The sequence below is a fragment of the Streptomyces sp. NPDC025651 genome (assembly GCF_055558735.1).
The window spans coordinates 803,171-818,579 of sequence record NZ_JBVHLZ010000002.1; the positions used below are offsets into that span (position 1 = coordinate 803,171).

Here is a 15,409-nt window from a genome sequence, read left to right on the forward strand (position 1 = left end):
CGCCCTCAACGATCAATGAGCCGGGCTTATTTCCCCTGCTCAGGGTTGTTCCGTCAGGTGACTGTCAGGTGTCCTTCAGGTGCCCATGAGTGTTCAGACCCCGCCATCCGCCGGCGGCAACGCCCTCAGCAGCGCCTCCAGCGCCGCCCCGTACGCATGCTCCGCCGGCGTCGAGTACCCGACGACCAGGCCGTCCGCGCCCGGCATCGTCGCCCGCGGATGCCGGAACCCGGCGAGGCCGTCCAGCGCGATCCCCTGCCACGCCGCGGCCTTGACCGCGGACGCCTCCGTGCCGGGCGGCAGCCGGAGCACCGCGTGCAGGCCCGCCGCGATGCCGGTGGCCGTGATGTGCGGGGCCCGTTCGGCGAGGGCGGCGACGAGCTGGTCGCGGCGGTTCCGGTAGCGCTGGCGCATCCGGCGGATGTGGCGGTCGTAGTGCCCGGAGGCGATGAACTCGGCGAGCGTGAGCTGGTCGAGGACGCTCGCCCACGCCTCGCGCTCCCCCTTGGCGGCGAGCACCCCGTCGACGAGCTGCTCGGGCAGCACCATCCAGCCGACGCGCACCGCGGGGGACAGGCTCTTGCTGACCGAGCCGAGGTAGACGACCCGTTCGGGATCCAGGCCCTGCACGGCGCCGACGGGCTCGCGGTCGTAGCGGAACTCCCCGTCGTAGTCGTCCTCCAGGACCAGACCGCCGGTGCGCCGGGCCCAGTCGACGACCGCGGCGCGCCGCTCCGGGCGCAGCGGGCCACCGGTGGGGAACTGGTGTGCGGGCGTGAGCAGGACGCCACGCACCCGCGGCCCCTCCGCCAACTCCTCGACGCGCGCGCCGTGTTCGTCCAGGCCCAGCGGAACCGTCCGTACGCCCGCGCCCTCCAGGACCTGGTGGTGGAAGCCGAGTCCGTACGACTCCACGGCGAACGGCCCGCGCAGCACCGCGCCGCCCGCCCCGTGCGAGCCCCCGAACAGCAGCCGCAGCGCGTGCGCGAAGCCGGAGCACACCACGATCCGCTCCGGGTCGACGCGCACCCCGCGGGCCCGCGTCAGATACTCGCTGAGCGCCCGGCGCAGCTCGACGCGGCCACGCGGATCGCCGGGCCCGAAGGCCTCGTTGGGGGCGGCGGCCAGCGCGCGCCGGGCGGCGGCGAGCCAGGCCGTGCGGGGGAACGAGGCGGCCTCCGGAGTGCCCTGGCGCAGGTTGTGGGCGGGCGCCGCGGGCCGCGCGGGGGCCGGCTTCGGCTTCCGCGGCCGCTTCGGCGGGGCGGCCCGTTCGGCAACCCGGGTCCCCGAGCCCTGCCGCGCGGTCAGCCACCCCTCGGCGACCAGTTCCGCATAGGCGTCGGCGACGGTGTTGCGGGCCAGGCCCAGGTCGGCGGCGAGCGAACGGTAGGGCGGCAGACGGGTGCCCGGCGGGAGCCGTCCCTCGCGCACGGCGTCCCGCAGCGCACCGATGAGGACGGCACGGCGACTGCCGGGACCCGAAAGGTCCAAGTGCAGGTCACTGCCGATGCGTTCCGCCAAATTGACCCATGATTCCGGCATGGGAATGCACCCTAACCGAGGTCTTTCCCGCCCGTAGATTCATGGTCATGACGAACAACGCGGACACCACGCAGACCACCGCCACCACGACCGCCCAGGCCGACGCCACTGCGCACGAGCACACCCCCCGCATCAACTTCGCCAAGGCCGCCCCCAAGGCATTCAAGGCCCTCATCGGCTTCGACGCCGCCGCCCGCGACGGCCTGGACCCGGCCCTGGTCGAACTGATCCAGATCCGCGCCTCGCTCCTCAACGGCTGCGCCTACTGCCTCCACATGCACACCTCCGACGCCCGCAAGGCCGGCGAGGACGAGGCCCGCCTGCACATGATCGGCGTGTGGCGCGAGGCCCGTAACTTCTTCACGGAGAAGGAGCAGGCGGCCCTCGCCCTCACCGAGGCGGTCACCCTCGTCTCCCAGGGCGGCGTCCCCGACGACGTCTATGCCGAGGCGGCCCGCCACTTCGACGAGTCCGAACTGGCCCGCGTGCTCGCCCTGATCTTCACCATCAACACCTGGAACCGCATCGCCCTGAGCACCGCCAAGGTCGCGGGCGAGGACGAGAGGGTCGCCCACTGATGACCGCCACCCTCGCCTCCGCGGTGTTCGTCGCGGCGGCGGGCATCGCGCTGACGGCGCTGGTCGCGCCGGGCTTCCCGAAGCGGGCGGAGTGTTGAGCGACACCGAAGGGCCGGTCCCCACGGGGGGACCGGCCCTTCGACGTTGCTGACCTGACCGCAGACCTCAGCCCTTGAGCTGCGCCATCCACGCCTCGACGTCCTCGGACGTACGCGGCAGAGCGGCGGACAGGTTCTTGTTGCCGTCCTCCGTCACGAGGATGTCGTCCTCGATCCGGACGCCGATGCCGCGGTACTCCTCCGGCACGGTCAGGTCGTCCGCCTGGAAGTACAGGCCCGGCTCGACGGTCAGGCACATGCCGGGCTCCAGCGTGCCGTCCACGTACGTCTCGGTGCGCGCGGCGGCGCAGTCGTGGACGTCCATGCCGAGCATGTGACCGGTGCCGTGGAGCGTCCAGCGGCGCTGCAGACCGAGCTCCAGGACCTTCTCCACGTCGAGGTCGCCGAGCAGACCCCACTCGACGAGCCGCGTGGCGAGCACGCGCTGCGCCGCGTCGTGGAAGTCACGGAACTTGCCGCCCGGCCTCACCGCCGCGATGCCGGCCTCCTGGGCCTCGTACACCGCGTCGTAGATCTTCTTCTGCAGCGGGTTGAAGCGGCCGTTGATCGGCAGCGTGCGCGTGATGTCCGCGGTGTAGTACGAGTGCGTCTCCACACCGGCGTCGAGCAGCAGCAGCTCGCCGGAGCGGACGGCGCCGTCGTTGCGCACCCAGTGCAGGGTGGTGGCGTGCGGGCCCGCGGCGCAGATGGAGCCGTAGCCGATGTCGTTGCCCTCGACGCGGGCGCGCAGGAAGAACGTGCCCTCGATGTAGCGCTCGCTGGTGGCCTCGGCCTTGTCGAGGACCTTCACGACGTCCTCGAAGCCGCGGACGGTGGAGTCCACGGCCTTCTGCAGCTCGCCGATCTCGAACTCGTCCTTGACCAGACGGGCCTCGGAGAGGAAGACGCGCAGCTCCTCGTCGCGCTCGGCGGTGACCTTGTCGGTCAGGGCCGCCTCGATGCCGGCGTCGTAGCCGCGCACGACACGGACGGGGCCCGTGGCCTCGCGCAGCGCGTCGGCGAGCTCGCGCACGTCGGAGGCGGGGATGCCGTACAGCTTCTCGGCCTCGGTGAGGGAGTTGCGGCGGCCGACCCACAGCTCGCCCTGGCCGTTCAGCCAGAACTCGCCGTTCTCGCGGTTGGAGCGCGGCAGCAGGTAGATGGTGGCGTCGTGGCCGCCGTCCTTCGGCTCCATGACGAGGACGCCGTCCTCGGTCTGGTTGCCGGTGAGGTACGCGTACTCGACGGAGGAGCGGAAGGCGTACTCGGTGTCGTTCGAGCGGGTCTTGAGGTTGCCCGCGGGGATCACCAGGCGCTCGCCGGGGAAGCGCGCGGAGAGCGCGGCACGGCGGGCCGCGGTGTTCCCGGCCTGCGCGATCGGCTGCAGGTCGTGCAGCTCGGTGTCGGCCCAGCCGGACTGCATGTTCTCGGCGAGCTCGTCGGAGACGCCCGGGTACAGGCCGTTCTTGCGCTGCTTGATCGGCTCTTCTTCGGTCTCTTCCGGGTTCTCCGGGTTGAGCGCGTCCGACACGGTCTGCCTCCTATGTACGACACTGGACCACCCTCCATCGTACGGGCGTACGGAAGGGGGCCCAGGGCCGGAAGACCACTTACAGCGCGTGCCCGGAAGCTCACGCCGCCTCAGTCGAAGCGCGCCGCCAGCATCACCACGTCCTCGTCGCTGTCCACGGCGTCGAGCCCGTCGGGCAGGACGGCGTGCAGCACGTGGTCGGCGATGGAGCCGGGGTCGTCCCGGATCCCCTTGGGCACGCTCGCCGCCGCCGCGTGCAGGCGCGCGAAGGCCCGGTCCATCGGGTCGCCGGTGCGGTGCAGCAGTCCGTCGGTGTAAAGAAGCACCGTTTCGCCGGGCTCCGGGCTGATCTCCACGCTCGGCGCCTCCCAGCAGGCGAGCATCCCGAGCGGCGCGGACAGGGAGGTCTCCACGAACTCCGTGCGCCGCTCCCCGATGATCAGCGGCGGGCTGTGTCCGGCACCGGCGAGCGTGATCTTGCGCAGCGCGGGCTCGCAGTACGCGAAGAGGGCGGTCGCCGACCGCGCGGGCTCGGTCAGCCGCAGCAACAGCTCCAGATCGGAGAGTACGGCGACGGGGTCCTCGCCCTCCATCACGGCATAGGCCCGAAGGCTCGCCCGCAGCCGCCCCATCGCGGCCACGGCGCTGGGCCCCGACCCGGTCACGGACCCGACCGCGAGCCCCAGCGCCGCGTCCGGCAGCGGCAGCGCGTCGTGCCAGTCGCCGCCGCCGCGCGGCCCGGTGCGGTGCCGTGCGGCGAGCTGCACGCCCGCGACCCGGGGCAGCCGCGAGGGCATGAGCTCCTCGCGCAGGGTGGCGTCGGTCGTGCGGGAACGGTCGAGCTCGATCAGCCGTGCCAGGTGCTCGGTGGCGTAGCGGGCGTAGAGGCCGACGAGGTGGCGCTGGCGCTCGACCGGCTCCGCGGGCTCGTCGTACAGCCAGACGGCCGCCCCGATCCGGCCCGCCGCCTCGGTGGCGAGCGGCAGGGCGTAGCTCGCGGCGTACCCGAGGCGGGCGGCGACCTCGCGGTGGCGCGGGTCGATGCCGTCGTCCGAGAGCAGGTCGGGCTGGACGATCTCGCTCTCGGGCCCCGGCGCGGCGGTCGTCGCGGTGTCCAGGATCCTGCCGTACGAGGTGGCGCCGCGCGGCACGGTCTCGATGTGCCCGAGGTCGGCGCGGCCGAGGCCCAGGCCGACGGTGGTGTCGGGGCCGCGCCCGTCGGAGGGCTCGACGACGACGAGGCCGCGCCGGGCACCGACCAGGGCCGAGCCGGCGCGCAGGAGCTCCCGCAGGGCCTCGTCCAGGGTGTCCGTACGGGCGAGCCGCTCGGTGAGTTCGTGCAGAGTCGTGAGATCGGAGACCCAGCCCGCGAGGCGGTCCTGGATCACGACGCCGGGCGCGCTGGTCACGGACGTGCCCTCCGCGGACGGTGCGGCGGGCGTGGCCTGCGCGGCGGGCGCGACAGTGTGTGCCGGTGGCGGAACGGTGGAGTCGATTCCGGCCACTTTCGGAAGGTGCGGGGCGTTCATGGCTGACGGCTTTCCGGCCGGTGCGTAATGCTCAATAGCATCGCAAACCCCCATGTTGTTCTGCGCCGCTAGCAATGTCTCCAGATGTACACGCACTGGTGAGGGGATGTCCAGCATTGTCCTGCTGGGATTCCTGGTGTCCGAGGGAATTCCGGGAACAGTAAGAGATCTTGAGAAGTTGGCCGAAAACAGCGCCGGGTTAGGGCATATTAGGGTCGACTGAGGTTGTTCGGTAGAGCGTTGCGACGGTCGTGCTGGGTACCTACTCAGTGATGGCCAGGGGCAGTTGGGATCCGTCCGGAACCTGGCGAAGGACCCGGGCGTCTTAACTCACGACGACCGTGCCCCATCCTCCCGTGGGGGAGGCGGCAAGCAATATCGCGGGACGGCAAACGCCAGGCGCCGCCACCCCACGCCACGTCAACGCTCGGTTCAGAGTGGTTCCCCATGCCACAGGCTGGGGTCAGATGTGCCAGCTCGTACGTACAGCGAAGTGATCCACACATGGTGTGATGTGGCCCGCAGTCTCCCCGGCGCAAGCCGGCGTGCAACGGAAAGGAACGAGCGCTCATGCGCGAGATCCTCGGAAGGCGACGCAGGCTCCTGTCCTGGCGAATCGGAAGGAAGCCCGGCCGGAGCGCCGGACAGCTCGGCGCGGCTCTGACCTTCGCGACCGCATGGCGGTGGCCCGTACTGCCGGGCGTCGGCCTCGACCGACGCGACGGCACCCGGTGCGCCTGCCCCGACCCCGACTGCGCGGTGCCGGGCGCGCATCCCCTCGACCCCGGCCTCCTCGCCGCCACCACCGACGAGCGGATGGTCCGCTGGTGGTGGACCAACCGTCCGTGCGCCCCCGTCGTGCTCGCCACCGGCGGCCGCGCGCCGTGCGCCGTCAGCCTCCCCGCGGACGCGGGCGTGCGCGCCCTCGCCGCGCTCGACGAGGCGGGCATCAGGCTCGGCCCGGTGGTCGCCACCGACAGCCGCCTCCATCTGCTCGTCGCGCCGTACTCCATGGCCCAGTTGGGCGAACTGCTCTACGCCAAGGACTACGTCCCCGGTTCGCTCCGCTTCCACGGCGAGGGCGGCTACATCGCGCTGCCCCCCTCGGTGACGGGGCAGGGCCAGGTCCGCTGGGAGCGCGCGCCGCTGCCCGGCTCCGCCGCCCCCTGGGTGCCGGATGTCGAGGCGGTCGTGGACGCCGTCGTGGACGCCCTCACTCGTACGGGTGTGAGCGCGCCCGAGATGTAGGGGAAATGGGCGCGGGGCGAACGGGCCGCGCGCCCACTCTCGTTAACCTCGGCCCATGCAACCCCGCCTGATCGTGCTCCTGGGCGTCGTGGCCGTCACGGTTCTCCTGCCGCTCGCCGGCGCGTCCGCGGGGCCGGTGGGCGACGGTGACGCGAAGTCGCCCCTCCCCTCACCCTCCGTCTCCGCTTCGAACGCCCCTTCGGAGCCGGAGGTGCCGGATCCGGAGCCCTCCTCGCTCGTGGACGGCGCCCTCGGAGGGCTGACCACCGCCGCCCGGTGCGGCCCCGAACTCTCCACGCCCGACGGCATCGAGGCCCAGACCTGTGTCCTCACGCAGGGCCGCGACACCTGGGCGCGCACCTACTACCGCAATGCCACCGGCGGGGAGCTGACCGCCGTACTGACCGTGATGGGACCCGGCGCGCGCACCGTACAGATGCACTGTTCGGTGGGTGCGGGGGACGAACCGGGAGCGTGCGAGACGCCGCGCGAGCGGTCGGCCGGTGCGGCGGACGCGTACTCGGCGGTGGCGGAGTTCGCGGCGGGTGAGTCGGGCGCGCTGCTGCTGCGCTCGGGAAGCAACTCGGCGTCCCCGCAGGGCAGTTGAGGACTGAACCGGTCCCGGACATGGAAGGGCCCGGTTGCTGGCGACGGGGGATGCACCAGCAACCGGGCTACCTGAACGGTAACAAGAGATCGGCTCCTGGCAAATTCGATCTCAGTTATCCGGACAGGGATTTACTTGTGACTACAGGGAGTTGTGACTGGAGTCACGCACTCCGCCTCTGGTCGGCCGAGGGCGGCCGCGGCGCCGTTCCCGCGGGTCAGCTGAGCGTGACCTGACGGTTGGTGAGACCGCCGCGGGCCCGGCGCTCGTCCGCCGTCAGCGGGGCGTCCGACGCCAGCGCCGCCGCGAGCCGCTCGGCGAACTCGGCCGCGGGCTTCTCGACGTCCTCGGCGCCGACTCCGCTCGGCAGGTCCCACACCGGCACGGTCAGACCGTGCGCGCGGAAGGAACCGACCAGGCGGGTGCCCTCGCCGAGGGAGGACGTGCCGGCCGCGTGCAGGCGGGCCAGCGCGTCGAGGAGCTGCTCCTCGGGGTGCGGCATGACCCAGCGCAGGTGGTTCTTCTCCGGGGTCTCGCACCAGTACGCGGCGTCCACACCGGTCAGCTTGACGGTCGGGATGGCGGCCGCGTTCGCCCGCTCCAGGGACGCGGAGACCTCCGGGGTCGCGTTCTCGGAGTCGGGCACCCAGAACTCGAAGCCGGAGTGCACGATCGGCTCGAACTCACCTTCGGGGTCGAGCAGATCCTGCAGCCGCGGTCCGTCGGACGGGGCGCGGCGGCCCTTCACCGGCGTACCCGGCTCGGCCTCGACGGCGCGCTGCAGGGTGTCGGCGAGGTCGCGGCTGATGTCGCCGGACGAGGTGTCGTTCTGCAGGCCGAGCAGGACCGAGCCGTCGTCGCGGCGCAGCGCGGGCCAGGCCATCGGCAGCACGGTGGCGAGGGTGACCGAGGGGACGCCGTCCGGGAGTCCGCCCTTGAGGTTCAGCTCGACCGTGGCGGCGGGGACCAGCTCGCGCAGCGCGACCCAGTCGCACTCGCCGGGCAGGCCGTCGAAGGGGCGCTGCACCAGCTCGGTCACCGCGTGCGCGGCGGCCCGGCCGTGACAGGCCTTGTAGCGGCGGCCCGAACCACAGGGGCAGGGCTCGCGGGCCCCGACCACGGGGATCTCGCCGTCCTTGAGCTGCGGTTGCTGCTTGCCCTTGGTCTGGGGGCGCTTCTTGGCCATCTTGGCTGTCTCCCGGCTACGGCTCTCATGCACTCTTTCGTACGGGCGCGAGCCTAGCCGTTCGGAGATTCGGCCCGACGCGGAGAAGGCCCGGGGAGAGCCCGGAGCAGGCCCGGAGAAGCCCGAGTGGGACGTGGGGCGTCAGTCCAGGTCGTCGAAGGGGTCCGAGAAGGCGAGCTCCGATATCGCGGCCGCGGACGGCGCTGCGACGCGCGTAGCGAAATCGTCGTGGCGGTGCCCCGCTTGGACGACGACCCACACCGTGACCTCGCCGTGCACGTCGTCGCGGACGCCCCAGGTGTCGGCGAGCGCCGTGATGATGTTGAGCCCGCGGCCGCCGTGCGCCGTGACCGACGGGGTGGCGGGGACCGGGCGGGTCGGGCCGCCGCCGTCCGTCACCTCGACCGTCAGCCGGCCCGTCTTGTCGACGTGCCACGCCGCGCGCACATCGCCGTCACCGACCATGCCGCGACCCAGTGGCCTGCCGTGCCGGCAGGCATTGCTGAGCAACTCCGACAGGATCAGTACGGCATCGTCGACGACCGACTCCGACACTCCGTGTCTGCGCAGCTGATCGCGCATCCGGTGTCGTGCTTCCCCCACGCCCGCAGGGCCATGGGGTACGGCCATGCTCGACGACGTGGGCACCTCCCGTGCCACCACCAACGCCACCCCCGAGACCTCCTTCGCCCCACGCCACGGTGTGGATGCCCCAATGGACTGGACCGGAAACCGGCCAATCCCCGTCCGGTGACGCACTCGTAACGATCGAATACGGACCGAACGCGCCGGTGCACTCCCTGTAACCGGAGTTAACGGAGTCCCAGACGGTCCAGTTGGGTCAGAACCTGCTTGGGGCGGTTGGTGATGATCGCGTCGACACCCAGCTCCGCGCAGAGCTCGACGTCCTCGGGTTCGTTCACCGTCCAGACGTGCACCTGATGGCCCGCCCGCTTGAGTTTGGCCACGTAGGAGGGGTGATTGCGCACGATCCGCATCGCGGGTCCCGCGATCCGAACGCCCTCGGGAAGGCGCCCGTCGCGGTGGCGCGGCGAGACGAACTGCATCAGATAGACGGTCGGCAGCGTCGGGGACGCGGCCCGCACGCGGTGCAGCGAACGCGCGGAGAAACTCATGATCCGGACCGGGGACGGGCCCTCGGCGGGCGGCGCGTCCAGACCGAAGCGTTTGAGGAGCAGCAGCAGGCGCTCCTCCACCTGCCCCGCCCAGCGGGTGGGGTGCTTGGTCTCGACGGCGAGGCGCACCTGGCGGCCCGACGCGTTGCTCTCGGCGACCAGTTCGAGCAGCCGCTCCAGGGTCAGGACGGAGGTGTCCTCGTCCGGGGAGCCGTCCCAGTCGGGGCCTTCGCCCTCCTCGGCCTCGTCGTGGTCATTCTTCCAGGAGCCGAAGTCCAGGGCGGCCAGATCGGCCAGTTCGAGCGCCGAGACGGCTCCGCGGCCGTTCGACGTACGGTTGACGCGACGGTCGTGGACGCAGACGAGATGTCCGTCCGCGGTGAGCCGTACATCGCATTCGAGGGCGTCGGCGCCGTCCTCGACCGCCTTCTTGTAGGCGGCCAGCGTGTGCTCGGGGGCGTCCTCGGAGGCTCCGCGGTGGGCGACGACCTGGATCTGGTGCTGTCGTGCGAGGGTCACCGCGTCATCGTGCCATCACGGGGTACCCGGCGGCTCGCCGGAGGGCGGTCTCCCGAGGCGCCGGACACACAGGATCGGCTTATGGTGCCCTGACAGCCCATGGGAAAAGCTGACTGCAGACAAACACACAGTTGGCACAGCCAGGCCGTGACCGAGAACGCAAGCACCAACAGCATGGACCGAGGAGAAAGAGCTGTGAGCACCGAGAACGAGGGCAACGAAGTACCCAAGGCCCCGTCCGTGCCTCCTGCCGCGCCCGCCGTGCCGCACGCGCCTCCCGCGCCGGTGGACGCGCCCGCTGTTCCCGCGGATTCCGAGGCTGCTTCTTCTGCCGCGCCCGCGGCGTCTACGGCGTCTGCCGCGCCCGAGCCCATGGGGCAGCCGGGGTACGAAGGGGCGCACTCCGCGCCCGCCCACGCGGGCGCCCCGCAGGCCGCTTCCGGTGCGGGCGGCTGGCCGCCCCCGGCCCCGCCCGCCGTGCCGTCGTACGCCACGGCCGGCGGATCCGGCTCCGGCTGGGGCGCCTCCTACCAGCCGCAGGAGCCGAAGCCCGGCGGCCGGCGCGGCGGCCTGGTCGCCGCGGTGCTCGTGGCCGCTCTGGTCGCGGGCGGTGTCGGCGGCGGCGTCGGCTACTGGGCCGCCGACCGCAACGACGACACCAACTCGACCACGGTCTCCGCCCCGGACACCCCCGCCGACCTCAAGCGGGAGCCCGGCTCCGTCGCCGGGATCGCCAATGCCGCGCTGCCGAGCGTCGTCACCATCGAGGCGCAGAGCGGCAGCGGCGAGGGCGGCACGGGCACCGGCTTCGTCTACGACAAGCAGGGCCACATCCTCACCAACAACCACGTGGTGGCGTCGGCCGCCGAGGGCGGAAAGCTCCAGGCGACGTTCTCGAACGGCAAGAAGTACGCCGCCGAGGTCATCGGCCGCGCCGAGGGCTACGACGTGGCGGTCATCAAGCTCAAGAACGCCCCGGACAACCTGAAGCCCCTCCAGCTCGGCAACTCCGACCGCGTGGCCGTCGGCGACTCGACGATCGCGATCGGCGCGCCCTTCGGCCTGTCGAACACCGTCACCACCGGCATCATCAGCGCCAAGAACCGCCCGGTGACCTCCAGCGACGGCGGGCAGAGCGGCAAGAGCTCGTACATGAGCGCCCTGCAGACCGACGCGTCCATCAATCCCGGCAACTCCGGCGGCCCGCTCCTGGACGCGCGCGGCGCGGTCATCGGCATCAACTCCGCGATCAAGCCCGCGGACAGCGGCGGCCTCGGCGGCTCCGGCCAGTCCGGCTCCATCGGCCTGGGCTTCGCGATCCCGGTCAACCAGGCGCAGAACGTGGCCAAGCAACTGATCAAGACGGGCCAGCCCGTCTACCCCGTGATCGGTGCCTCCGTCTCCCTGCGGCAGGAGGGAGTGAACGGCGCGACGATCTCCCAGGAGACCACGGGCGGTTCGGACGCGATCACCCCGAACGGCCCGGCGGACAAGGCGGGCCTCAAGCCCGGCGACGTCATCACGAAGCTGGACGACGCGGTGATCGACAGCGGCCCGACCCTGATCGGCCAGATCTGGACCCACAAGCCGGGCGACACGGTCAAGATCACGTACGAGCGCGACGGCAAGGAGCACACGGTCGACGTGACCCTGGGCTCCCGCAAGGGCGACAGCCGCTGACCTCCGGCCGGGCGGAGCAGGGGACCCGCTGCCCGGGAAGCCGACCCGCTAGTCTTGTCCCCGCGCCGTTCCGGTTCACCGGTCGTCGGCGCGGGGTGGGTTGCCCGAGCGGCCTAAGGGAACGGTCTTGAAAACCGTCGTGGTGCGAGCCACCGTGGGTTCAAATCCCACACCCACCGCATGGCTGGTCCGCAGGACCGGATGACGAAGGGCGCCGCCGAGTTGGCGGCGCCCTTTCGCATGCGGCGCGGCGTCACGTACAGCGCGGCGTCACGTACAGCGCGTCGTCACGTGCGGCCCGTCCGCACGTACCCGGGCGCTACTTCACATCACCCATCAGGGCCACGATCGGCTTGCGGAAGGTGAAGACCCCGATGCCCGCGAGCACCGCGAGCGTGGCCTGGAGGGCGAAGTAGGCGCCGCCGCCCGTCGCGTCGCCCATCAGCTGCTGGATGATCGCGGCCACGCAGTCGCCCGCGGTCACCGCCAGGCACCACACGCCCATCATCTGGCTCGCGTACTTGCGCGGTGCCAGTTTCGTCGTCGCCGACAACCCGACGGGAGACAGGCACAGTTCGGCGACCGCGTGGATCAGATAGACCGTGGCCAGCCACATCGGGGTGACCCGCTCGCCGCCGGCCGCGGCGGCCTGCGCCGCCACCATGACGAAGAACGAGGCGCCGACCGCGATCAGCGCCATCGCGAACTTCACCGGCACGCTCGGGTTGCGGCTGCCGAGCCACTGCCAGAGCATCGCGGCCACCGGCGCGAGAGCCATCACGAACACCGGGTTCATCGACTGGAACCAGCTCGTCGGGAAGGTCCAGCCGAGGACGGCGTTCTCGGTGTTGTCGTGGGCGAACAGATTGAGGACCGAGCCCGCCTGGTCGTAGATCATGAAGAAGGCGGCGGCCGCGACGAAGATCCAGATGAAGCCCGTCATCTTGGACTGCTCGTCCGCGGTGAGGTCCTTGTCGCGCTTGATCCGGGCGAAGCAGACGACCGGCAGCGCGAGCCCCGCGAGGGTCAGCGGCCACAGCACCCAGCCCACGCTCAGCGAGCCGGTCAGGCCGATGACGGTGTAGAAGGCGGCCGCGAGTACGAGCCACAGCAGGCCGCGCTTGACGAGGCGCGAGCGCTCGTCCGTGGTCAGTGGGGCGTTGACGACCGAGCTGGCCGCGGCCAGGTGGCGGCTGCCGAGCAGGTACTGCGTCAGGCCCAGGCTCATGCCCACGCCCGCGAGCGCGAAGCCCAGGTGCCAGTCGACGGACTGGCCGACCGTGCCGATGGTCAACGGGGCGATGAAACCGCCCAGGTTGATCCCCATGTAGAAGATCGTGAAGCCGCTGTCCCGGCGCGGGTCGGTGCGGTCCGGGTAGAGCTGGCCGACCATCGTGGAGATGTTGGACTTCATGATTCCGGCGCCGAGGGCGATGAAGACCAGGCCGGCGAAGAACGTCGCCTTGTCCGGAAGCGCCAGCAGGAAGTGCCCGCCCACCATCGAGAAGCCGCCGAGCGCCACGGCCTTGCGCGCGCCCCAGACGCGGTCGGCGACCCAGCCGCCGGGCAGCGCGAGCAGATAGACCATGGCGTTGTAGACGGAGAAGATCGCGGCACCGGTGGCGGCGTCGAAGCCGAGGCCGCCCTTGGACTCCGGGGCCACCAGGTAGAGCACGAGGAGGGCCCGCATCCCGACGAAGCTGAACCGCTCCCACATCTCCGTCATGAAGAGTGTGGCCAGGCCGCGAGGGTGTCCGAAGAACGTGGTGCCCCCGGGGGCGGGGGCGTTCGTCGAGGGGGATGCCCCGTCGTTCTTCGTCAGGGGTGCGGTCATGATCAGGTCCTTTGGTGCAGGGCAGTCCAAGCCATTGGAACGGCGTAAAGTCGCCGCTTTGCCCGGCAAAGGTCCTGAAACGGACAGCCCAAAGTCCCGAACCGGACGGTTGTCTCGAATGATGGGATATCCCGGACTGTGGTGACGCGATGTCCTGGACTGTGGTGACGCGATGTCCCGGACTGCCGTGACGCGATGTCCCGGACCTGGTGGCGCGGTGCTTCGGACCCCGCGCCCCAGGCTCCGGACGCGCCGGACTCACTCCAGGCTGCGGCCGTCCCCCGCGTGCCCCGTGAGCCGTGCCGCCGACGCGATCGTCGAGCGGGCCTCGCGTTCCGTGAGGCCGACGCGGACCGAGGCCTCCGTGAGCCGGGGTGCGAGGGCCTCGCCGATGCCGTTCTCGTAGGCGCGGCAGGCGGCCCAGAAGAGGCGGGTGTTGCGCTGGCCCTCGTGCGCCGCGAGCACGAAGTGCACGAGCCCCTGGCCCCGTTGGGCGTCCGCGTCCGGGTGGCCTGCGGGCGTGTTTCCGGACGAGGGGTTCCCGGGCGGCGGGGGCGCGGGGTGGTGCGCGCGCGGCGGGGGTGTGAGCAGGCGCAGCAGGGCGGGCGGACAGGGTGCGGGTGGCAGTTGGGCCGTGCCGGGCACGGTGCCGTAGACGCCGTGTTCGGTGCGGGAGCCGGGGCCCACGAGATAGCCGCCCGCGCCCCGGATGTCGATGCCGGGGGCGAGCCGGCCCGCCGAGTTGGGGATCACGGTGTCGGCGGGCCCCGCGAGCCAGATGTGGCGGCCGCCGCTGGGCGTGGTCACGACGACGGTGTCGGGGATCGTGAAGAGGTGGCGCAGCGCCAGTTCGCGCAGCGCGGCCGAGGCGTCCGTGCCGGACTTGGTGTCCAGGTCGATGCCGATCAGATGGTGCGGCGGCAGCCCGCAGGCGATGCCGTAGCCGGTGGCCCAGGGGGCGGCGGCGAAGAGTTCGCGGATGCGCCCGGGGTCGGTCGACGCGTCGTACACGCCGTGTCCGAGGCGGCCGCACTCGCCGTGGCACAGAGCCGGTCGGTGGTCTTCGTGGTGGGGGGAGCGCAGGGCGGGGAGCTTGGTGCGGGACAGCGGGATCACCGCGAGGCCGCGCTCGGCGGCGGACAGTGCGTGGGCGAGCGCCAGGGTGGTGGCATGGCGGTCGATGGTGGCCATGACTTCATTTTCGTACGTACGTTCGAAGAAGGGAAGAGGGAGCGAGGGGGGAGTGGCCCCGGCGGTGGGGTCGGACGGGGGAAAAGCGGCCTTCGCGGGACCGCCCGATCGGTGGTGCCGGAACGCTTCGCCTCGTGCGAGGGCTGGGTCGAGGCGGGCTCCGGGTGGATCGCGCGGGACTGGGCTGGGGATTTGGGGGCGTGAAGCGGGTTTATCGACATGTCCTCACGCTTGCGGGGGAATCGGGGCTTCTTGGGTGGTTCGCCGGGGATTCGGTGGGCAACTCTGGAGTCGCGACGTCGAGCAGCACATCCGAGGCGGTCGGCCAACTGCCTTGGGATAAGCCGTACTTCTGGTACCCCGACCTCTGGGTCGGTGCGTACCTCGTGTTCTGGAGGAATAGACATGGCAAGCATCCGTACCGCCCGCGTCATCGCTGCCGCCGCAGCCCTGCCCCTGGCTGCCGCGCTCTTCTCGGGCGTCGCGATGGCCGACAACGGCTCTTTCGCGGACAACGGATCGAACGCGGGCGTGGCGACTGTGAACGGCAGTGGTGTCGGCGGCGACAACAACGGCAACTCGTCCACCACGCAGCAGCAGGCCGTCGGCAACGGCGCCTCGAACCAGAGCAACACCGCGCAGGTGAACGGCTCCGGGTTCACGGCGATCGACCAGTCGAACGAGAACGTCGCGGTCAACTTCACCGAGCTCTGGTGAGCCGGGGGCCCCT

13 protein-coding genes and 1 tRNA gene are annotated in these 15,409 nt (G+C 71.5%); 6 read left to right on the plus strand and 8 right to left on the minus strand.

What is annotated here, in order from left to right; translation table 11 throughout:
- Nucleotides 1-93 precede the first annotated feature (93 nt).
- Complete coding sequence (gene pdxR, locus ACZ4D5_RS11660) at nt 94-1,542, minus strand: MocR-like pyridoxine biosynthesis transcription factor PdxR (protein WP_467772143.1); 1,449 nt, start codon at nt 1,540-1,542, stop codon at nt 94-96.
- A gap of 41 nt (nt 1,543-1,583) precedes the next feature.
- Here pdxR and ACZ4D5_RS11665 point away from each other — a divergent pair, with 41 nt between their 5' ends.
- Nucleotides 1,584-2,120 (plus strand): carboxymuconolactone decarboxylase family protein, encoded by a 537-nt coding sequence (locus tag ACZ4D5_RS11665; protein ID WP_467772144.1) that lies wholly within the window; start codon nt 1,584-1,586, stop codon nt 2,118-2,120.
- A gap of 165 nt (nt 2,121-2,285) precedes the next feature.
- On the opposite strand, the gene ACZ4D5_RS11670 is transcribed toward ACZ4D5_RS11665, so the two are convergent.
- On the minus strand, nt 2,286-3,749 hold the full coding sequence (locus tag ACZ4D5_RS11670) for an aminopeptidase P family protein (protein WP_467772145.1): 1,464 nt from the start codon (nt 3,747-3,749) through the stop codon (nt 2,286-2,288).
- Between the two features lie 110 nt (nt 3,750-3,859).
- Complete coding sequence (locus ACZ4D5_RS11675) at nt 3,860-5,395, minus strand: PP2C family protein-serine/threonine phosphatase (RefSeq protein WP_467772146.1); 1,536 nt, start codon at nt 5,393-5,395, stop codon at nt 3,860-3,862.
- Nucleotides 5,396-5,848: 453 nt separating this feature from the next.
- Between ACZ4D5_RS11675 and ACZ4D5_RS11680 the strand changes: the two genes are divergently transcribed.
- Together ACZ4D5_RS11680 and ACZ4D5_RS11685 are read left to right on the plus strand one after the other, a co-directional pair.
- Complete coding sequence (locus ACZ4D5_RS11680; protein ID WP_467772147.1) at nt 5,849-6,526, plus strand: bifunctional DNA primase/polymerase; 678 nt, start codon at nt 5,849-5,851, stop codon at nt 6,524-6,526.
- A 55-nt stretch (nt 6,527-6,581) separates the two neighbouring features.
- Nucleotides 6,582-7,133 carry a hypothetical protein gene (locus ACZ4D5_RS11685; protein ID WP_467772148.1) on the plus strand — a complete coding sequence of 184 codons (552 nt, stop codon included), beginning with the start codon at nt 6,582-6,584 and terminating at the stop codon, nt 7,131-7,133.
- Nucleotides 7,134-7,350: 217 nt separating this feature from the next.
- On the opposite strand, the gene ACZ4D5_RS11690 is transcribed toward ACZ4D5_RS11685, so the two are convergent.
- The 3 genes from ACZ4D5_RS11690 to ACZ4D5_RS11700 form a co-directional block, all read right to left on the minus strand.
- Nucleotides 7,351-8,319, minus strand: coding sequence for a DUF5926 family protein (locus ACZ4D5_RS11690; protein WP_467772149.1), 969 nt, complete (start codon nt 8,317-8,319; stop codon nt 7,351-7,353).
- A gap of 141 nt (nt 8,320-8,460) precedes the next feature.
- Complete coding sequence (locus ACZ4D5_RS11695; protein WP_362338822.1) at nt 8,461-9,078, minus strand: ATP-binding protein; 618 nt, start codon at nt 9,076-9,078, stop codon at nt 8,461-8,463.
- Nucleotides 9,079-9,131: 53 nt separating this feature from the next.
- Nucleotides 9,132-9,974 carry a glycerophosphodiester phosphodiesterase gene (locus ACZ4D5_RS11700; RefSeq protein WP_467772150.1) on the minus strand — a complete coding sequence of 281 codons (843 nt, stop codon included), beginning with the start codon at nt 9,972-9,974 and terminating at the stop codon, nt 9,132-9,134.
- Nucleotides 9,975-10,169: 195 nt separating this feature from the next.
- Between ACZ4D5_RS11700 and ACZ4D5_RS11705 the strand changes: the two genes are divergently transcribed.
- Nucleotides 10,170-11,654, plus strand: a complete 1,485-nt coding sequence (locus tag ACZ4D5_RS11705; RefSeq protein WP_467772151.1) for a S1C family serine protease — start codon at nt 10,170-10,172, stop codon at nt 11,652-11,654.
- Between the two features lie 94 nt (nt 11,655-11,748).
- Nucleotides 11,749-11,833, plus strand: a tRNA-Ser gene (locus ACZ4D5_RS11710).
- A 140-nt stretch (nt 11,834-11,973) separates the two neighbouring features.
- On the opposite strand, the gene ACZ4D5_RS11715 is transcribed toward ACZ4D5_RS11710, so the two are convergent.
- A complete protein-coding gene (locus ACZ4D5_RS11715) occupies nt 11,974-13,488 on the minus strand; it encodes a peptide MFS transporter (protein WP_467772152.1) in 1,515 nt (504 codons plus the stop codon).
- A 258-nt stretch (nt 13,489-13,746) separates the two neighbouring features.
- Complete coding sequence (locus ACZ4D5_RS11720) at nt 13,747-14,679, minus strand: bifunctional DNA primase/polymerase (RefSeq protein ID WP_467772153.1); 933 nt, start codon at nt 14,677-14,679, stop codon at nt 13,747-13,749.
- A 405-nt stretch (nt 14,680-15,084) separates the two neighbouring features.
- Here ACZ4D5_RS11720 and ACZ4D5_RS11725 point away from each other — a divergent pair, with 405 nt between their 5' ends.
- Nucleotides 15,085-15,396, plus strand: a complete 312-nt coding sequence (locus tag ACZ4D5_RS11725; protein WP_467772154.1) for a hypothetical protein — start codon at nt 15,085-15,087, stop codon at nt 15,394-15,396.
- Nucleotides 15,397-15,409: the final 13 nt, after the last annotated feature.